Raw genomic sequence first — 16627 nt, forward strand, 5'->3', positions numbered from 1 at the left:
GCTTATGGTGATTGTTAATAAAACTGAATTAGATTTTCTCATGTCTTCACCACGTCTTGTCGTCTCTACAGGCAAACCCTCTTAGAAACGGCACACCAGTATGTGCGCTATGCCAAGCAAAAGCGATGCGCCTGCCCTCTACCTTCTAAGTAGAAGGCTCCGATTAAACTGACGCTTCTCAAAACAGTACTGATCAGCAGTCAGCTCATGTAGCATGTTCAGCTCAACTACGTCCGCTTATTTGCTTTTGCCTTTTACCCCGCTTGACTGAAAAATCTTTTGCAGGTTGGATTCCAAGCGCTTTGTTAGTCAAACAGAGCTCTTACTATCGCGTCACTATCGCGTAGCATACAGAAGATTTTTAAACAGTTGAATCAGACTATAAACAATTAATGCAAAATGAGATTAGCACTCTTTCTCTCGGCATAATCAAAGTGTTGAGATGGATATTTCCACAGACATCTAACGCTACAGTTCAACAAAGATGGCTTGGGTTCGGTTCTAAATGAAATGATGTTTCCTTGAGGGATTTTTATGTCTATCTTGAAGCAGCTTGACCGTGTCGTCCAGTATTTTTCTGGCGCTTTTGTACGCATTTTTGGTCCTAGTGACGATGCCTATCCGGCAACGGGTTTACAGCCTTTTGACGGCACGCCGATGAAGAAGGGCAAATCTTTATTTGACTAAGCGATCAGACTCATCAATTGGCAAACAGCGATCGTGCTTTGACGTATAGATTGGTTCTAGTCAAAGCACGATCGCTTAACAGTTTAATAAGGTTTTATTGCTTGAATCTGCCTGTGCTGGTGAAGTGTTCCACCTTAAATTTCACCATGTTTTTTCCTGTCTATAGAGAACTTCCTTCTCTTCGTTCGCACTTTTAGTGCAGAGCGAGGCAGGCGATCGCGGAAAGATTTGTCAGCCAATCAGGAATGGACAGGCGATGTGTTGGCGGGGATGATCGCCTACTTACTCATCTACCCATTGAGCTCTCAACTCAAAGTTGACACTCTACTAGACGCTAGACTCTATTTTCCTGACTCATTTCGCGGCTAATTCATTTCGCGGCTAATAATGCCAGACCATTGCGCCTTCTTTTCACGACTACGGCGATAGGAAAAAAAGCGATCGGAGGTCTTGTATGTGCAGTAGGGTGCGATCGCCAGTTGTTCTGCACTCAAGCCCAGCCGCTCTAGCTGTAAAGCATTGATGCGCCGCACGTCTAATCGTGTCCGACCTGGTTCTGGGTCGTCTAGCAGTGGAGAGTTGGGTATCTGGCGCAACGCCCTGAGCAGCATAGCGGTGTCTGTGGGGTCAATGGCAACCACAGTCGCCCCCACTTCAGCCGCTACGTGTTCCGAAACCTGATACACATCACCCTCGATCGCAGGTCCCATTGCAACCCGCAAATCTTGTAGCTGGCTACCCTGCTGACATAAACGAGCGATCGCTTGAGGAACAATTTTTAGTGACGTGCCTCGCCAGCCTGCATGCACCGCCGCCACTTGCCCGGTCACACGATCGACAATCAACACAGGCGTACAATCGGCGCTACAGGCCCACACCGCCTGATTGGCCTGCTCAGTGATCAAGCCATCGGCGGACGGAGGGTCTGTGTCCACGGTGAGTGCTTCAATGTCAGATGGTGCTAAAACCGTGTTGCCGTGTACTTGCTTGACCCGATACGCCTGTGCGTTGGGATACAAGACTCTAGTGAGTTCGGCGGGCGATCGCGGCCAAAACTGCTGGGTAAAAAAGCCGTGTAACCACGGTTCTAGTAGGCTACAAGTCAAGTAGGGCAAGTCGTTCCAGGTCTGCCAATGCCATGTATGCATAAGAGAAAAAGGCGATGTTGGAGGGGAACAAGCATTCTCAACATATTTTTGTTGAGGAAGATTTTTAAAGGCGAGTACAATGGTCGGGGCTGTTAGGTTACGCGTCAGGCAGTAAGCCTTAGAGCACAATTTGGCTGCTCAAACGGTGTACTAAGCCGTAGCTTACGTCCTACAGCTTCCAGTCTAAAGTCCTTCGTTGATTCCGTACGAAACATCGGCTTTGATGGAACTAATTAGCCCGTTTGAACGACCAGGTCGCTAGTGCTTTAACGATCGCCCCTCAGGAACTGCAAATGACTCCAAACGCTCACCCAATGCTGCTCCCTTCTCGCTGTAGTGCTCTTTTGCTCCGTGGGCTTGGTTTGCTTGGCGGGTTTGGTCTACTCAGTAGTGGCATGGCGTTAGCCCAAGACGCGGCAAAGGGCGCGATCGCTCCAACGGTTCCGGAACCAGCGACAGCAGTGAATTCGGCGTCGATCGCCCCTTCGGTAACGCCACAGACGTTAGAGGTTGCGCCTTCTGTAGAGGTTCCCGTAGCGCCAGAACGGGTGATTGTGCAGCCCAGCGGTGTGAACCCCACCATCGCGCAACCGAAACCAGCCATTGCGCGCCCCGAAAGCAGCTATGACGCGCCAACCTCGATCGTGTTGACAGAGCGCTCTACTGGGTGCCGCGCGGTCTTACGAGGCGGACAACTGTTGGATGGTAGCCCCTGTACGTTAGATAGTCGCTGGCAAGCTGCTAATGCGCCCGCATCCCGTAGCCTACCCGCTGTGAGTGTGCGTTCTTTAAATTTGGGGACGACAAGCCTTGGCACCAGCACCACACCCACCTGGCAAGCCTATTACAACCGCACTGCGCGACCACCAGGACGGTTGGGCAATGGCAATATTAGCCTGATTTTTCCGCTCTCGATTCCGGCTCCCATTTCGTCAATCTTTGGTTGGCGCACCCATCCAATCACAGGTGAGCAGCGGCTTCATGCTGGTACCGACTTAGCAGCGCCCTTGGGAACGCCTGTGCTGGCAGCGTATGCGGGTAAGGTGGCGATCGCCGATTTTCTGGGTGGTTATGGACTCGCCGTTGCGATCGACCACAACAAGGGAACGCAAGAAACGGTTTATGCCCATCTGTCTGAAATCTTTGTGAAGCCCGGAGAATTAGTGAAGCAAGGCATGGTGATTGGGCGTGTGGGTAGCACAGGGTTATCTACTGGGCCGCACCTTCACTTTGAATTTCGCCAACTCACGCCGGATGGTTGGGTTGCGATGGATGCCGGAGCACAGTTGGAGTACGCTTTGGCACAGTTAGTCAGAGCGGTGCAGGTTGCTCAAGCTAAGGCTGCCACGCCAAAGGGATAGTACTAGGAACGAGAATATCAATTAACGTGTGATCCTGATGTACAGGCGCACGGCTGTGCGCCCCCTACAGAACATCTCACTTGTCGAAGTGATCTAATCCGCTATCCTCAACGTGCGATCGCGTTTCTAAAGCCCCAAGCTTCTACTTGCCCTTAGCTCATGTGCCGATGAAAGGGGAGGTCAGGGTGGAACCTGCGGCCTTAGGACGGTTGAAGTAGCGAGGATGGCAACGTGAGATGACGCGTGATCGCGGCTGAAAGCGTTTCAATTTCGTAGGGCTTGCAAACGTAGTCGTCACAGCCTGCTGCCGTTGCCAACTCCTGATCGAGCGATCGAGCCATCGCTGTGACTGCAATAATCGGAATGGCCTGCGTTTGGGGATTTTGCTTCAACGCGCTTGCTACTTCAAGACCATCCATCGTCGGCAGCATAATATCCAGCAGAATTAAATCTGGCAGGTAAGTTTGAGCCATCGAGATAGCTGCCTGCCCATCCTGTGCGCTAATGACCGTACAATCGAGTAGCTGTAGCAGCTGGTAATTAACAAGCAAAAGATTATCCTGGTCATCGTCAACAACCAGTATTCTCACTGGAGCGCCAGGTGTTGGAAAGCGTGGAATGTCCATACTCTGTTCAGCCATACCTTTTCAGTAAGGGTTCAGACCCGTAAGGGGTCTCTGAAGGAGATCGGACGAAGCTCCTCAAGCGGCTAGTCGGCGCTTTTGGCTGCTCATCTTGATTCATAGCCCAGGTTGCGCTTCTCTGTGTCAACCCGATGGACGGCAACAGGGCAGCAAGCTAATGACGCGAATGCATATCTCTAGATTTACACAATTAGACCACGATCGTACCGGAAGTGGCATTAAAGAATAAATATTCCTCAAATATTAATATGGTGAGATTCAACCTGGGAGGGTATCTAAGGCGTTCGCTACACCCGACACCCTAACCCCCAATAGCGTCTCGATAGGACTGTGGCTGCTTGCGTTGAGAACCGTTACAAGACCTCCTCTGAATATTGTTCAAAAACCAAGGAATAATGATTGCTGTGCGACACTAGCAGATATAAAATACTTAAAATCCCTCTTGGGATAGATAGCTGGAATAATCCAGATTCGTCTACTTGTCTAATAGAGATTATTTGTTGCTGCTGGTTATAATGGACACATTGCCAACCAAGGGTCAAATCGAGCGATCACTCTCACAACGCATCCAAGCGCTTTATCGCAATCAGCTTGGACATCGCCTCAGCCAGGTTGACTGCGAGCTTTTAGAGACGAAGATTGCGATTGTCCTGGAGCAGTCTGTCACTCAGCCAGAGCAGCTTTTAGCGGATCAAGGCAAGAATGAACTGGTTGAAACACTCCACTCTGAATTGGGTGATGCCATTCAACCACAGCTCAAAACGTTGATTGAAGAAGTCGTTGGGGTTGCCGTGGTTGACCTCTTGAGCGATTCTACCCTTGAGACCGCGCGAACTGGCATGATTGTGATTCTTGCAGAGGCTCCCAAACTGCGTGATGCCGCCAGTAAACCAGCGCCACAAGCTCCGACGCCTGTGAAGTAAGCGTAATCGCAGTAAGGTTGCCAATGTCGGTTAGACTGTCCTTTTAGTACATGACTGCATAGTACATGACTGAAGGCTCGAACCTGCCTGTGCTGCCCCTGGATGCTTCTGCCCCCGCTACAACAGCGAGACAAGCACGCTACCGCAGTGAAATCAATCAGCTTTTTGCTGAAGACCACGCGGCCCATAACTGGTACCGCTTTGTGCTGTCGTTTCCGCCCCATCTGGTGCGTGACTACCTGCAACGGTTTGGTATTACGTCTGCACAGCGGGTACTAGACCCCTTTTGTGGCACGGGCACAACGGTTGTGGAATGCAAAAAGCTGGGGATTTCCAGTGTTGGCGTTGAAGCCAACCCAATGGCGCATTTGGCGGGACGGGTTAAAACCGATTGGTGCCCTGACCCCGATCGCCTGCTAGACCACGCCAAACAAACTGCGGACAAAACGCTTGCCGAACTCGCCCTTTTAGGGAAAACTGATTCACTCGTCTCGGCCTCCTGGCGATCGCTCAACGATGAGCAAGCGAAGCTGATTCTCAAGAACTCGATCAGTCCGCTTCCGCTGCATAAAACGTTGGTGCTGCTGGAGCACCTGACGCAGCAAGCCGAAGCCCCTTACTACGACCATGAGCGGTTGGCCTTAGCCAAAGCCATTGTGAATTCGATTAGCAATTTGCACTTTGGCCCTGAAGTGGGTGTAGGACGGGCCAAGGTTGATGCACCCGTGGTTGAGCATTGGTTGGAGGCGATCGAGACTATGGCGAAGGATTTACGGGAATTGCAGCAGTATCCTTCCGTCGAGGCGATCGTCCATCATGCCGATTCGCGCCAATTAGTGAACGTGCTGGAGCCTCATTCTATTGATGCGGTCATCACCTCGCCCCCCTACCCCAACGAAAAGGACTACACCCGCACCACGCGCTTAGAATCCGTTTTGCTGGGTTTTATCAATACCAAAGCTGACCTCCGTGCCCTCAAGCAAGGACTCGTGCGCTCAAACACCAGAAATGTCTATGCGGCTGATGAAGACGATCGCTGGGTGGCCGATCAGGTCGAAGTCCAGCGTATTGCCAACGAGATTGAGGCTCGACGACTGGCGTTGGGTAAGACCAGCGGGTTTGAACGACTCTACGCTCGCGCGACCCAGCTCTATTTTGGTGGCATGGCACGACATCTGGCAGAACTGCGACAAATCCTGCGTCCCGGTGCCCAACTGGCTTATGTGGTGGGCGATCAGGCTTCTTACCTGCGCGTCATGATTCGGACTGGTCAGATTTTGGCTGATATCGCCCGATCGCTCGGTTACGAAGTACTGGCGATCGACCTCTTTCGCACCCGCATCGCTACGGCTACTAATGAACAAATGCGTGAAGAAGTGGTCGTTTTACGATGGAATGGATGAAGTCACACTTCATGTAGACCTCGGAGGTCTGGAAGACCTCCGAGGTCTGGATACAAAAGATGATTCTTTAGCCCCTGGCTCTCTTATGACCGACACCCTCACACCACCGATCCCACGCGCTGGCACAAAAACGGAACATACCCTGGCATTGCCTCAAGGCGACCTGCGCTACACCGTCTCAGCCGAGTGGCAGATTTTGTACGAGCAAGAGAAGCCCGTTGCCGAAATGTTTCATGTGGCGTACATCGCTGCTGTAGAGACAACTGCACCCCGATCGCTCACCTTTGTCTTCAATGGTGGCCCCGGTGCGGCCTCTGCCTACCTGCACATGGGCGCATTGGGACCTACGCGGATTGCGTTTGGTGAGAATGGTAGCCTGCCCAAGCCACCCGTACAGTTGGCAGACAATCTAGAAAGTTGGCTGAGCTTTACCGATCTGGTGTTTATCGATCCGATCGGCACGGGCTTTAGCCGCAGCTTACCGTCTGACAAAGCGACCGACGAGAAGGAGGGTTCGACCGACTCGAAAACGCCTAAAGAAACCGAATTTTGGGAAGTCGAGCGCGATCTAAAGTCACTGGGTGAGTTTATTCAGCGGTTTCTGTCTCGTCAAAAGCGCTGGCTGTCGCCCATTTTTATTGCAGGTGAAAGCTACGGTGGGTTTCGGGTCGCTCGTCTGGCGCGTAAATTGCAGCAAGACTTTGGCATTGGGCTGTCCGGTGCCATTCTCATTTCACCCGCGCTGGAATTTAGCCTGCTGGGTGGTAGCGATTATGACCTGACTTCCTGGGCAACGCTGCTGCCCTCTCTAGCGGCTTCTGCTGCACATCACGATCGCGCTCAGTGGGCAGGCAATCCAGGCGATCTGCAAGCCCACACAGCGGCGGCTGAACGGTTTGCGCTTAAAACCCTCATCCCCTTACTGGCGGCAGGGGATCTGAGTACATCTGATGAACGGCAGGTAGCGTATCAACAGCTTGCTGGGTTAATTGGCTTGCCGCTAGCGCTGGTAGAACGGCAAAGCGGACGGGTTGATATCGAAGTCTTTGCCCGCGAATTACTCCGCGACCAGCAGCGGATTGTGGGACTGTATGATGCGTCTCTAACGGCGATCGATCCCTTTCCCGATCGCATCCATTATGAGGGCATCGATCCCACCCTGGATGGCATCGATCGCTTATTCACCGGTGCCATCAACAGTCACCTGCGCGATACGTTGGCGATCGAAACCGATCTGTCGTATCACTTGCTCAACTACGAAGTTTTTAAAGCCTGGAAGTTTGATCTTAAGGGCGAGTTAAGGCAGGGCTTCATTGGTGCAGTGGATGACCTACGTATTGGGATGACCCTCAATCCTTACATGCAGGTATACATCACGCACGGCTTTTTTGATTTGGTTACGCCCTATTTTGCGTCTAATCATCTGGCAGCATTGATGAAACTTGACCCAGAACTGCGGCCGAATCTCACCTTGCAGCACTACGAAGGGGGACACATGTTTTACACCTGGGAGCGATCGCGTCAGCAATGGTTCGCTGCCATGCAAGCCTTTTATCAACACGCAACGGCATAGCGGCAACTCGTCCAGTACGATTTTCAGGACTTTAGTCATCAACCATTTTGGGACATCTGATTCATGCGATCGGTCAGGCTCAACTCCTACGCTGTAAGAACATTGCGAAACCAATTGCTTCACTCGCTCATTTCTACCAGCCAAGGAGTTGTGATGACCAAGATTGATTTGAATGCGCTCAAACAACTCTCAAACATTGAACTGTTCTTACTCCTGTGTGGAGCGATCGCGCCTCCAAAGCGCCATGAGTTGTGTGAACGGCTCATTAGCGAAGCTCTAACATACAACGACAAGTATTAGAGACTCGCTGACAAGGTTCAAAGACTCGGTCACGAGTGTTAGAGACTCACTGACGGGGTTCAAAGACTCGCTAATGAGTGTCAAAGACTCAACAACGAGTATCAAAGACTCGACCACGAGTATCAAAGACTCGACCACGAGTGTTAGAGACTCATTGACGAGGTTCAAAGACTCATTGACGAGGTTCAAAGACTCGCTGACGAGTGTCAAAGACTCAACGACCTCGTTTACCTGCTGCTAGTAAACGCTCGGATTCACCAACCACTTGATTTGATCGGTGTACAGGGATTGCTGTGCTGCGATCGTGCACTAACAAACTCATCGAATAGATTGCCACTCTGCGGCTCTAACAAACCGTGATAATTGAGGCCCTTTGGCAACAGATTTGGCAACAGATGAAGCGGATAGGTGATCCGTTAGCAGTGAAGAATCATCTGTTTCATCCGTTCCTATTCGCTGCCAAAGGGAATGAAAGAGCCTTGTAATACCAATTTGAATTGAAAATGCGACGCATCCTGTAGGGGCAAGGCAATGCCTTGCCCCTACCCACCGATTGATCTGTAGTCGTCATTCTTTAAATCGGTATAACTTAACCACTGAGCGTATGATTTGAGTACAACGCTCTTACTCCTGATGTAGCCCAGGTATGCATGCTGAAACGCCTGACCCGTCGTATGCTGCTGCTAGCCGCAGTAGTGGTCATAATCGGTTTGTTGTACTCCACTCTCACGCCTGCAATGTCTGCCAAACCAACCCTTCTCACAGAGCCATTCTTGCAATTGCCCTCAGACTCTTCTGTGCGCGTGGTGTGGTTTACTGACTTTGCAGGCACGAAGCATACGGTGGCGTATGGGGATAGATTCACTCAAACCGTAACGGCAAACACCACTCAGTTAAGCCGCACTCGCGAGGATGCTGACTCCCATTTGACGAAGCAATACGATCGCGTGACAGTACGCCCCATCTGGCGGCATGAGGCAGAAGTCACAGGGTTGAAACCCGATCGGCGGGTGCCCTATCGCGTGACCAGCATGCGCGAAGATGGTGCAACGGTGGTTAGCGAGACGTATACTCTAACGGCGAAACCGTCCCCCGGAAAGCCCCTCAAAATTCTGCTGACCTCCGACCATCAGATCAAGCCGATGGTGGCAGCAAACTTGCAAAAAGTAGTGGAAACGATCGGGCAGGTCGATCTCGTCCTCTTTGCCGGAGATTTGATCAACGTCGCCGATCGTGCCTCGGAATGGTTTGATGATGCCTGCGGCGGTTCGCTCTTTCCCGGTCTGCAAGGCCGCGCCTGCTATGAGCTAGAAAAAAATGGCGTGAAGACTTGCTACAAAGGGGGAGCCATCATTCAACATGCGCCGATGTATACCGCGATCGGCAACCACGAAGTCATGGGACGCTTCTCCACCGAAGAACCTCTCAACGAGCAGTTTTACAACACGGTGCCGCTTCAGGCTGGAGAGACATCCTTCTACGATGCCGTTCTCAACACGGTTCGTGCCAACCCCGCCGCCGGGAAGGAACTGGTTGCCAAACGCAAGGAGTTTGTGAAAGACCATTCATTTAACACAGACACTTACGAAGAGATTTTCACGCTGCCCCAGAGTCCTCAAGGTGGCAAGCGCTACTACGCAGAGACCTTTGGTGATCTACGTCTGGTCGTTCTATACATCACCAACGTCTGGCGTACCCCCAGCCTTGCAGCAGATGCAAAGGGAAAATACCGAGAGCGGGATCAAGACATTAACAGCTTCAGGGAAAAGGGCTATGGGCAGCATTTGTTTGAACCGATCGCCAAAGGCAGCCCTCAATACAATTGGCTCGAACAGGAACTCAATAGCCCAGAGTTCAAGAACGCCAAATATAAGCTGGTCATGTTCCACCATCCACCCCATTCATTAGGTGAGAACATCGTTCCTGCTTACACCGATCCAGTGGAAGTCAAAGAGACAGAAGAGATTGAAGTGCGACACGGGGACTCAGGTTTACAGCAAGCACGAGCCGGGCTACAACCATCACCACAAGACTCGCCTCCCCCTCCGCTCAAGTATCAGGTTACTAAAGCCATTCGTTACGAATATCCTAAGCAGGACGATTACATCATTCGCGATGTGGTGCCGCTATTGGAGAAGGCGAATGTGCAACTGGTGTTTTATGGGCATTCACACCTGTGGAATCGCTTTATCAGTCCCAGTGGGATGCACTTTTTGGAAACGTCCAATGTGGGAAATTCCTATGGTGCGTTTGTGGGCGATCGCAAACGGGTTGTACCCACAAACTACAAGGAAGAGTACGCTGCATCGGGGAATCCTAATGGCTTGGAGTCGATCGTACCCACGATCGCCCCGCTCCTTAATGACAAGAAGCAGCCCATGCCCTACATCGCCAGTAATGACATCACCGCTTTCAGCATCTTCGATACAGGCACAGGCACCATCAGCAGCTATCGCTTTGATACCCGCGAGCCAAAATCTAACGTCATCAAGTTTGATGAATTTAAGCTAAGGCAATAGAGGCTTTTGGGCTACTTCCATTACTGATACCGATTTAAAGAATGACGGCTACAGATCAATCGTTGGGTAGGGGCAAGGCAATGCCTTGCCCCTACAGGATGTGTCGCATTTTCAATTCAAATTGGTATGAGGAACCACAGTTATTTGTGCGATCGCGGCATCAAGGCGAGTGAAGTGTCTAGGATTGAGTGTCAAAATTTGGTCTGCGGCTACCTTGAGGGCAGCTTGGGCAATTAAAGCGTCAAAAATTCCCCCACCAGGAAGATTAAGAGCCGTCATTTGGGCGATCGCGGCTTGATAATTTGCCGTTTCTAATGGGATCGCTTCTAAATACTGGAGGTGGTTCTCAATCAAAGTCTTGGCCTCCTGAGGCGACATCCGAGGTTGGCTTGGCATTCGAGTTATCACTGAATAAAATTCTGCCAAGCTGTGAACCGAAGACCAGAATGCCATTCTCATCTCTCAGTCCAGTCTGTGATGTTGAGGATGGAGACGGTTTGTGAAAGCTACTGACCTTCTCTGTCAGAGTTTGGATGATAAACTCATCTGTTGAAATGCCTTGACTGGAAGCAATCTGTTCGATCGCGCGTTGCAGCGCAGGAGAGAGATTCATACACAAACCTCGGAGCGTCATACCCCAGCTTAGCGTTTGACCGCATGGTTGAAAGCCAACTAGGATGAAGGGTGTCATGCAAGGAAGGCAAAACCTGTGACAGAGCCTCACAGCAACCAGCAAGCAATGTCAGCAGCAGATGTGCCCCTCCCGTTGGCGCGGACTCCGCTGTTTGATTTAGGGATGAGCCTCAAAGCGCGGATGACTGGTTTTTCCGGTTGGGAGATGCCAGTCCAGTACAGCGGCATTACCCGTGAACATCAGGCTGTGCGATCGACGGCTGGGATGTTTGACATATCGCACATGGGTAAGTTTGTGCTGACGGGCGATCGGCTGGTGGAACAACTGCAAACCTTGGTGCCGTCGGATTTGAGCCGCTTGCAGCCCGGACAGGCTCAATACACCGTGCTACTCAATCCTCAAGGCGGCATTGTGGATGACCTGATCTTTTACTATCAAGGATTGAATGAAGCAGGGCAACAGCGCTGGTTTGCGATCGTCAACGCGGGCACCACATTGAAAGACAAAACCTGGATGCTGGAGCAACTTGATCACAGTCGGTTGACGTTTCAGGATGTTTCCACCACAAACGTCTTGCTAGCGGTGCAGGGGCCAGAAGCGGTAAAGCGCTTACAGCCGTTTGTGCAGGAGGATCTCGCTCCCGTGCTAGCGTTTGGGCATTTAGAAGGCACCGTGCTGGGACAACCGGGCTTTTTGGCACGCACAGGCTACACGGGCGAAGATGGCTTTGAAGTGATGGTCGATCCGGCAGTCGGTGTAGAGTTGTGGCGATCGCTCCTGGATGCAGGGGTTACTCCCTGTGGTTTAGGTGCCCGCGATACCTTGCGCCTGGAAGCAGCAATGGCGCTCTACGGGCAGGATATCGATGATACGACTACACCGTTTGAGGCGGGACTTGGTTGGCTGATGCATCTAGACAGCAAAGGGGACTTCATCGGGCGATCGGTGCTGGAACAGCAAAAGCAATCAGGTGTCCAGCGACGGCTCGTGGGGTTGCAAATGCAGGGACGCAACATTGCTCGTCATGGCTATCGAGTGTTTCACAATGGGCAGACTGTGGGCGAAGTGACCAGCGGTACTCAGTCTCCAACATTAGGGGATGCGATCGCGCTGGCTTACATCCCCACAGCCTTGTCGAAACCTGGACAAGCCATTGAGGTAGAAATTCGCGGTAAGCTTTATCCGGCAACGGTGGTCAAGAAGCCATTTTATCGACGAGCTAGTTAGCGGTCAGCGGTCAGCTTTAGTTGTTAGTTGTTGGTTGTTAGCGATGATCGATTGGGTTGATTCAAGACTCAAAAGGCCAACAAGCCGCTTAGATTTTTCAAGCTAATCGATTGAAGCTGAATCGATCGACAGAATTCAAGTAGGATCGCTATAGCTGACCGCTAATAGCTAATCTGAATCCAAGGAGACAACATGGCTTTTGATTATCCTGGTGATTTTAAATTCCTGGACTCGCACGAATACGCCCGTTTGGAAGGAGAAATTGCCACGATCGGCATTAGCGCCTTTGCGGTGGATCAACTGGGTGACATTGTGTTCTTAGAACTGCCGGAACTGGGCGATGCGCTGGAAAAAGGCGAAAAGTTTGGCACCGTCGAATCGGTCAAAGCAGTAGAAGACCTTAACTCTCCCGTGACGGGCACGGTTATCGAAGTCAACTCGCCCCTCATCGACGCACCAGAGCAGTTAGCTGAAGATCCCTATGGTGAAGGGTGGCTGCTTAAGGTAAGGGTGAATGATCCGGGCGAGTTGGATGATGCACTTTCGGCAGATGAGTATCGTGAGCAGGTCGAAGGGGAGTAAGGGGGAATTTTTTTGCTCAGATATTGCAGAATATGAAGGTGGTCTGTCGTAGCGTGTGTAGATGATGCTACACATCACGATCGAGCACCACGCTTTTTGCTTAGAAACCACAGCCAGAGTCGTCTATGCTAGAACCGTCCCAAGCCAGCGTGAGTAAGAATCCTGATCAAAATGGCATTGAGTTCAAACGGCTAGACACGTCTGTGTTCTCCCCTACTCCCCACTCCCCACTCTCTACTCCCCACTCCCCACTCGCCTACACCGATACGTTTGCCGATCGCCACATTGGGCCGCGAGACGCTGACATTGACCAGATGCTAGCCGCGATCGGCTTTGATAGTCTGGAGGCTTTGATGGATGCCGCCATACCGCGTGGCATTCGCCTACGGAAGCCGCTGCGGCTGGAATCTGGCAAAGCCGAATACGAACTGCTGGCATCACTGAAGGAAATGGCGCAGGAGAATCACGTCTTCCGCTCCTTCATCGGGATGGGCTACTCCAACTGCATCACGCCACCCGTCATTCAGCGCAACATTCTCGAAAACCCAGGCTGGTATACCCAGTACACCCCTTACCAACCCGAAATCGCTCAGGGACGCTTGGAAGCGCTGCTCAACTTCCAGACAATGGTGACCGATTTGACAGGATTGGAAATTGCGAATGCGTCTCTGCTAGACGAAGCAACCGCTGCCGCTGAAGCAATGGCGATGAGCTATGGCGTGAGCAAGACAAAAGCCAATGCCTTTTGGGTGTCTGAAGCGTGCCATCCTCAAACGATCGCCGTTGTCCAAACTCGCGCCAAACCGTTAGGCATTGATGTGATTGTGAGCGATCACCGCACCTTTCAGTTTGACCAACCCGTGTTTGGTGTGCTGCTGCAATATCCGGCTACTGATGGAGCGATTTACGACTATCGAGAGTTTTGCGATCGCGCCCATGCCGCTGGCGCTCTAGTCACCGTTGCTGCCGATTTGCTCAGCCTAACGTTGCTGATGCCACCAGGAGAATTTGGCGCGGATATTGCGATCGGCAACACGCAACGGTTTGGCGTACCGCTTGGCTACGGTGGCCCTCATGCGGCTTACTTTGCCACTAAGGATGCCTTCAAACGCCAGTTGCCCGGTCGATTGGTTGGAGTTTCTAAAGATGTGCATGGCACACCTGCGTTGCGGTTGGCGCTGCAAACCCGTGAACAGCATATTCGGCGCGACAAAGCCACCAGCAATATTTGTACGGCTCAGGTGCTACTGGCGATCGTGGCGAGTATGTATGCGGTGTATCACGGGCCTCACGGGTTACGACGGATTGGCGATCGGGTGCATCATCTCACGGTGATTCTGGCAGAGGGCTTGCGGCGGTTGGGGTATGCGCCCAGTCCCGAACCCTGCTTCGACACACTGCGAGTAACGGTTCCAGACGGCAAAGCGCCCGAAGTAATCCGACGCGCCCATTCTCACCAGATCAACCTGCGGCAACTGGATGCCCACACCTTCACGATCGCGCTGGATGAAACCGTTTCGTCCGATGATCTGCTGGCACTTTTTCAAGTGTTTGCAGGCGCAGAAGTGACCCACTTTACCCCAGAAGATTTGCTGACAGCATCATCTCGTTCCCTGCTTCCAGCCTCCCTCCTGCGTTCTACGTCCTACCTGACACACCCCGTCTTCAATACCTACCATTCCGAGACGGAACTGTTGCGCTACCTGCATCGGTTGGAGTCCAAAGATCTATCGCTGACAACCGCGATGATTCCCCTTGGCTCCTGCACCATGAAACTCAATGGCACAACCGAAATGTTGCCAATCACCTGGGCAGAGTTTGGGCAAATCCATCCCTTTGCACCGCTGGATCAAACCCACGGCTACCAGGCACTCTTTGAGCAGCTAGAACACTGGCTAGCAGAAATCACGGGCTTTGCGGGCATCTCACTGCAACCGAATGCAGGCTCTCAGGGCGAATACACCGGGCTGCTGGTGATCCGTCAATATCACGAACAACGGGGCGAAGGGCATCGTACCATTTGCCTAATTCCCCAGTCGGCGCATGGAACTAATCCTGCAAGCGCTGTGATGGCTGGGCTGAAGGTTGTGGCTGTGGCATGCGATCGCGACGGCAATATCGATGTTGCAGACCTGAAGGCCAAAGCCGAACAGCATCGGGACAATCTTGCCGCGCTGATGGTCACCTATCCCTCCACGCATGGGGTTTTTGAGGAAAGCATTCAGGTGATCTGCGAGTGCATTCATGCCAACGGTGGACAGGTGTATATGGATGGTGCCAACCTGAACGCGCAAGTGGGGTTGTGTCGTCCCGGTGACTTTGGCGCAGATGTGTGTCATTTGAACTTGCACAAAACCTTTTGCATTCCTCACGGTGGCGGTGGCCCTGGCATGGGGCCGATCGGCGTGGCAGCTCATCTGGCGCCCTTTTTGCCTAAGCATCCGATCGTGCAGGTGGGTGGCAAACAGGGCGTTGGTGCCGTATCAGCAGCTCCCTGGGGTAGCCCCAGCATTCTCCCCATTTCCTGGGCGTATATCGCGTTGATGGGTGTCGAAGGGCTGACCAAAGCCACGCAGATTGCCATTTTGAATGCAAACTACATCGCTAAACGGCTGGAGGGGCACTACCCAGTGCTGTACAAAGGTAAACATGGCCTGGTTGCCCACGAATGTATTCTGGACTTGAGGCAGTTTAAAAAGACGGCTGAGATTGAAGTGGATGATATTGCCAAACGGCTGATTGACTACGGCTTCCATCCGCCTACAGTATCGTGGCCTGTGGCAGGTACCATCATGGTAGAACCGACCGAAAGCGAATCGAAGCAGGAACTCGATCGCTTCTGTGATGCCATGATCGCTATCCGAGTAGAGATCCGCGCGATCGAAGAGGGCACGGTCGATCGTCAGAATAATCTCCTCAAACACGCACCCCATACCGCTGCTGCGCTGATGGTAGACGAATGGGATCGTCCCTACACTCGTGAACAAGCGGCTTATCCAACCACCTGGACGCGAGACAACAAATTCTGGGCGGCGGTGGGACGCATTGATCAGGCCTATGGCGATCGCAACCTTGTCTGCACCTGCCCACCAATGGACGCTTACGAACATTAAGTTACGTTTAGAGCACGATTCATTTGCAAGCAAGCCAATCGTTGCGTGCAAAACGCTTTCACGGCAGGTGCCTTTTCGTCGATGGTTTATTGTTCAACCGCTAGCGAAACGCGATCGCCACCCACTAATTGCACAGCACTAAAAACCTGCACCACTTTTTCATACGTCAATTGTTTGTCGGCTCGCAGCACAATGGCACCTTTTGGGTGCTTTTCCAAATATGCCACAACTTGTTGAGCCAATTCTTTTTCACTCACTGTCTGATTTTTGAGTAGAATCTGTCCCTGCTTATTCAAGCCCACCAGCATTGGATCAGGCGACTTTTCTTTGCTGGCATTGTCCGTTCTGGGTAGCGGCACACTCACAGATTGAAAAATCGCTCAACGTCATGGAAATGATGATGAAAAAAGTGAGGATGACCATAATGACATCCATCATCGACACCAAATTCACCTCAGGCATTAGAGCTGTCGGGAAATAAGAACGAAGTTAGCCAACATGACCTTTCAAGTT

16 protein-coding genes are annotated in these 16627 nt (G+C 51.9%); 10 read left to right on the plus strand and 6 right to left on the minus strand.

Annotated elements, in window-relative coordinates; genetic code table 11:
• Window positions 1-534: 534 nt before the first annotated feature.
• Window positions 535-687, plus strand: a complete 153-nt coding sequence (locus AC5JLP_RS23205; protein WP_496070334.1) for a hypothetical protein — start codon at window positions 535-537, stop codon at window positions 685-687.
• Window positions 688-1052: 365 nt separating this feature from the next.
• On the opposite strand, the gene pgeF is transcribed toward AC5JLP_RS23205, so the two are convergent.
• Window positions 1053-1835, minus strand: a complete 783-nt coding sequence (gene pgeF, locus AC5JLP_RS23210) for a peptidoglycan editing factor PgeF (RefSeq protein WP_496070335.1) — start codon at window positions 1833-1835, stop codon at window positions 1053-1055.
• A 242-nt stretch (window positions 1836-2077) separates the two neighbouring features.
• Here pgeF and AC5JLP_RS23215 point away from each other — a divergent pair, with 242 nt between their 5' ends.
• Entirely contained in the window at window positions 2078-3196 is a 1119-nt protein-coding gene (locus AC5JLP_RS23215) for a M23 family metallopeptidase (RefSeq protein ID WP_496070336.1), read from the plus strand.
• 200 nt (window positions 3197-3396) lie between these two features.
• On the opposite strand, the gene AC5JLP_RS23220 is transcribed toward AC5JLP_RS23215, so the two are convergent.
• Entirely contained in the window at window positions 3397-3837 is a 441-nt protein-coding gene (locus tag AC5JLP_RS23220) for a response regulator (protein ID WP_496070337.1), read from the minus strand.
• 518 nt (window positions 3838-4355) lie between these two features.
• Here AC5JLP_RS23220 and AC5JLP_RS23225 point away from each other — a divergent pair.
• From AC5JLP_RS23225 to AC5JLP_RS23245, 5 genes are all read left to right on the plus strand, one after another.
• Window positions 4356-4763: a Na-translocating system protein MpsC family protein gene (locus tag AC5JLP_RS23225; RefSeq protein WP_496070338.1), complete on the plus strand. Its 408-nt coding sequence runs from the start codon at window positions 4356-4358 to the stop codon at window positions 4761-4763.
• Between the two features lie 65 nt (window positions 4764-4828).
• A complete protein-coding gene (locus AC5JLP_RS23230; RefSeq protein WP_496070339.1) occupies window positions 4829-6166 on the plus strand; it encodes a DNA methyltransferase in 1338 nt (445 codons plus the stop codon).
• Window positions 6132-7739 carry a S10 family peptidase gene (locus AC5JLP_RS23235; RefSeq protein WP_496070340.1) on the plus strand — a complete coding sequence of 536 codons (1608 nt, stop codon included), beginning with the start codon at window positions 6132-6134 and terminating at the stop codon, window positions 7737-7739. The genes AC5JLP_RS23230 and AC5JLP_RS23235 overlap by 35 nt, the downstream gene beginning before the upstream one ends.
• Before the next feature lie 153 nt (window positions 7740-7892).
• Window positions 7893-8039 (plus strand): hypothetical protein, encoded by a 147-nt coding sequence (locus AC5JLP_RS23240; protein WP_496070341.1) that lies wholly within the window; start codon window positions 7893-7895, stop codon window positions 8037-8039.
• 650 nt (window positions 8040-8689) lie between these two features.
• Window positions 8690-10558 (plus strand): purple acid phosphatase family protein, encoded by a 1869-nt coding sequence (locus tag AC5JLP_RS23245; protein ID WP_496070342.1) that lies wholly within the window; start codon window positions 8690-8692, stop codon window positions 10556-10558.
• 111 nt (window positions 10559-10669) lie between these two features.
• Here AC5JLP_RS23245 and AC5JLP_RS23250 read toward each other — a convergent pair whose 3' ends face one another.
• Together AC5JLP_RS23250 and AC5JLP_RS23255 are read right to left on the minus strand one after the other, a co-directional pair.
• Window positions 10670-11017 carry a PIN domain-containing protein gene (locus tag AC5JLP_RS23250; protein WP_496070343.1) on the minus strand — a complete coding sequence of 116 codons (348 nt, stop codon included), beginning with the start codon at window positions 11015-11017 and terminating at the stop codon, window positions 10670-10672.
• Window positions 10905-11171, minus strand: coding sequence for a hypothetical protein (locus tag AC5JLP_RS23255; protein ID WP_496070349.1), 267 nt, complete (start codon window positions 11169-11171; stop codon window positions 10905-10907). Before AC5JLP_RS23255 ends, AC5JLP_RS23250 begins: the two co-directional genes overlap by 113 nt.
• Window positions 11172-11267: 96 nt before the next feature.
• On the opposite strand from AC5JLP_RS23255, the gene gcvT reads away from it, so the two are divergent.
• The 3 genes from gcvT (at window position 11268) to gcvP (ending at window position 16114) form a co-directional block, all read left to right on the plus strand.
• Complete coding sequence (gcvT, locus tag AC5JLP_RS23260; RefSeq protein WP_496070344.1) at window positions 11268-12419, plus strand: glycine cleavage system aminomethyltransferase GcvT; 1152 nt, start codon at window positions 11268-11270, stop codon at window positions 12417-12419.
• A 192-nt stretch (window positions 12420-12611) separates the two neighbouring features.
• The gene (gene gcvH, locus AC5JLP_RS23265; RefSeq protein WP_496070345.1) at window positions 12612-13001 is read left to right on the plus strand and encodes a glycine cleavage system protein GcvH; all 390 of its coding nucleotides are present in this window, start codon (window positions 12612-12614) and stop codon (window positions 12999-13001) included.
• Between the two features lie 125 nt (window positions 13002-13126).
• The gene (gene gcvP, locus AC5JLP_RS23270) at window positions 13127-16114 is read left to right on the plus strand and encodes an aminomethyl-transferring glycine dehydrogenase (RefSeq protein WP_496070346.1); all 2988 of its coding nucleotides are present in this window, start codon (window positions 13127-13129) and stop codon (window positions 16112-16114) included.
• A gap of 86 nt (window positions 16115-16200) precedes the next feature.
• Here the strand turns inward: gcvP and AC5JLP_RS23275 are convergent, their stop codons facing one another.
• Both AC5JLP_RS23275 and AC5JLP_RS23280 read right to left on the minus strand, forming a co-directional pair.
• Entirely contained in the window at window positions 16201-16473 is a 273-nt protein-coding gene (locus AC5JLP_RS23275) for an ExbD/TolR family protein (RefSeq protein ID WP_496070347.1), read from the minus strand.
• On the minus strand, window positions 16427-16576 hold the full coding sequence (locus AC5JLP_RS23280) for a biopolymer transporter ExbD (RefSeq protein WP_496070348.1): 150 nt from the start codon (window positions 16574-16576) through the stop codon (window positions 16427-16429). The genes AC5JLP_RS23275 and AC5JLP_RS23280 overlap by 47 nt, the downstream gene beginning before the upstream one ends.
• Window positions 16577-16627 lie beyond the last annotated feature (51 nt).

This window comes from Stenomitos rutilans, from assembly GCF_059505485.1.

Bases quoted from the DNA above. Each gene is read 5' to 3' on its own strand.
- AC5JLP_RS23245 (WP_496070342.1), top strand. From the start codon at position 8,690: ATGCTGAAACGCCTGACCCGTCGTATGCTGCTGCTAGCCGCAGTAGTG.
- AC5JLP_RS23280 (WP_496070348.1), bottom strand. From the start codon at position 16,576: ATGCCTGAGGTGAATTTGGTGTCGATGATGGATGTCATTATGGTCATC.
- AC5JLP_RS23205 (WP_496070334.1), top strand. From the start codon at position 535: ATGTCTATCTTGAAGCAGCTTGACCGTGTCGTCCAGTATTTTTCTGGC.
- AC5JLP_RS23230 (WP_496070339.1), top strand. From the start codon at position 4,829: ATGACTGAAGGCTCGAACCTGCCTGTGCTGCCCCTGGATGCTTCTGCC.
- AC5JLP_RS23250 (WP_496070343.1), bottom strand. From the start codon at position 11,017: ATGAGAATGGCATTCTGGTCTTCGGTTCACAGCTTGGCAGAATTTTAT.
- AC5JLP_RS23255 (WP_496070349.1), bottom strand. From the start codon at position 11,171: ATGAATCTCTCTCCTGCGCTGCAACGCGCGATCGAACAGATTGCTTCC.
- pgeF (WP_496070335.1), bottom strand. From the start codon at position 1,835: ATGCATACATGGCATTGGCAGACCTGGAACGACTTGCCCTACTTGACT.
- gcvP (WP_496070346.1), top strand. From the start codon at position 13,127: ATGCTAGAACCGTCCCAAGCCAGCGTGAGTAAGAATCCTGATCAAAAT.
- AC5JLP_RS23220 (WP_496070337.1), bottom strand. From the start codon at position 3,837: ATGGCTGAACAGAGTATGGACATTCCACGCTTTCCAACACCTGGCGCT.
- gcvH (WP_496070345.1), top strand. From the start codon at position 12,612: ATGGCTTTTGATTATCCTGGTGATTTTAAATTCCTGGACTCGCACGAA.
- AC5JLP_RS23240 (WP_496070341.1), top strand. From the start codon at position 7,893: ATGACCAAGATTGATTTGAATGCGCTCAAACAACTCTCAAACATTGAA.
- AC5JLP_RS23225 (WP_496070338.1), top strand. From the start codon at position 4,356: ATGGACACATTGCCAACCAAGGGTCAAATCGAGCGATCACTCTCACAA.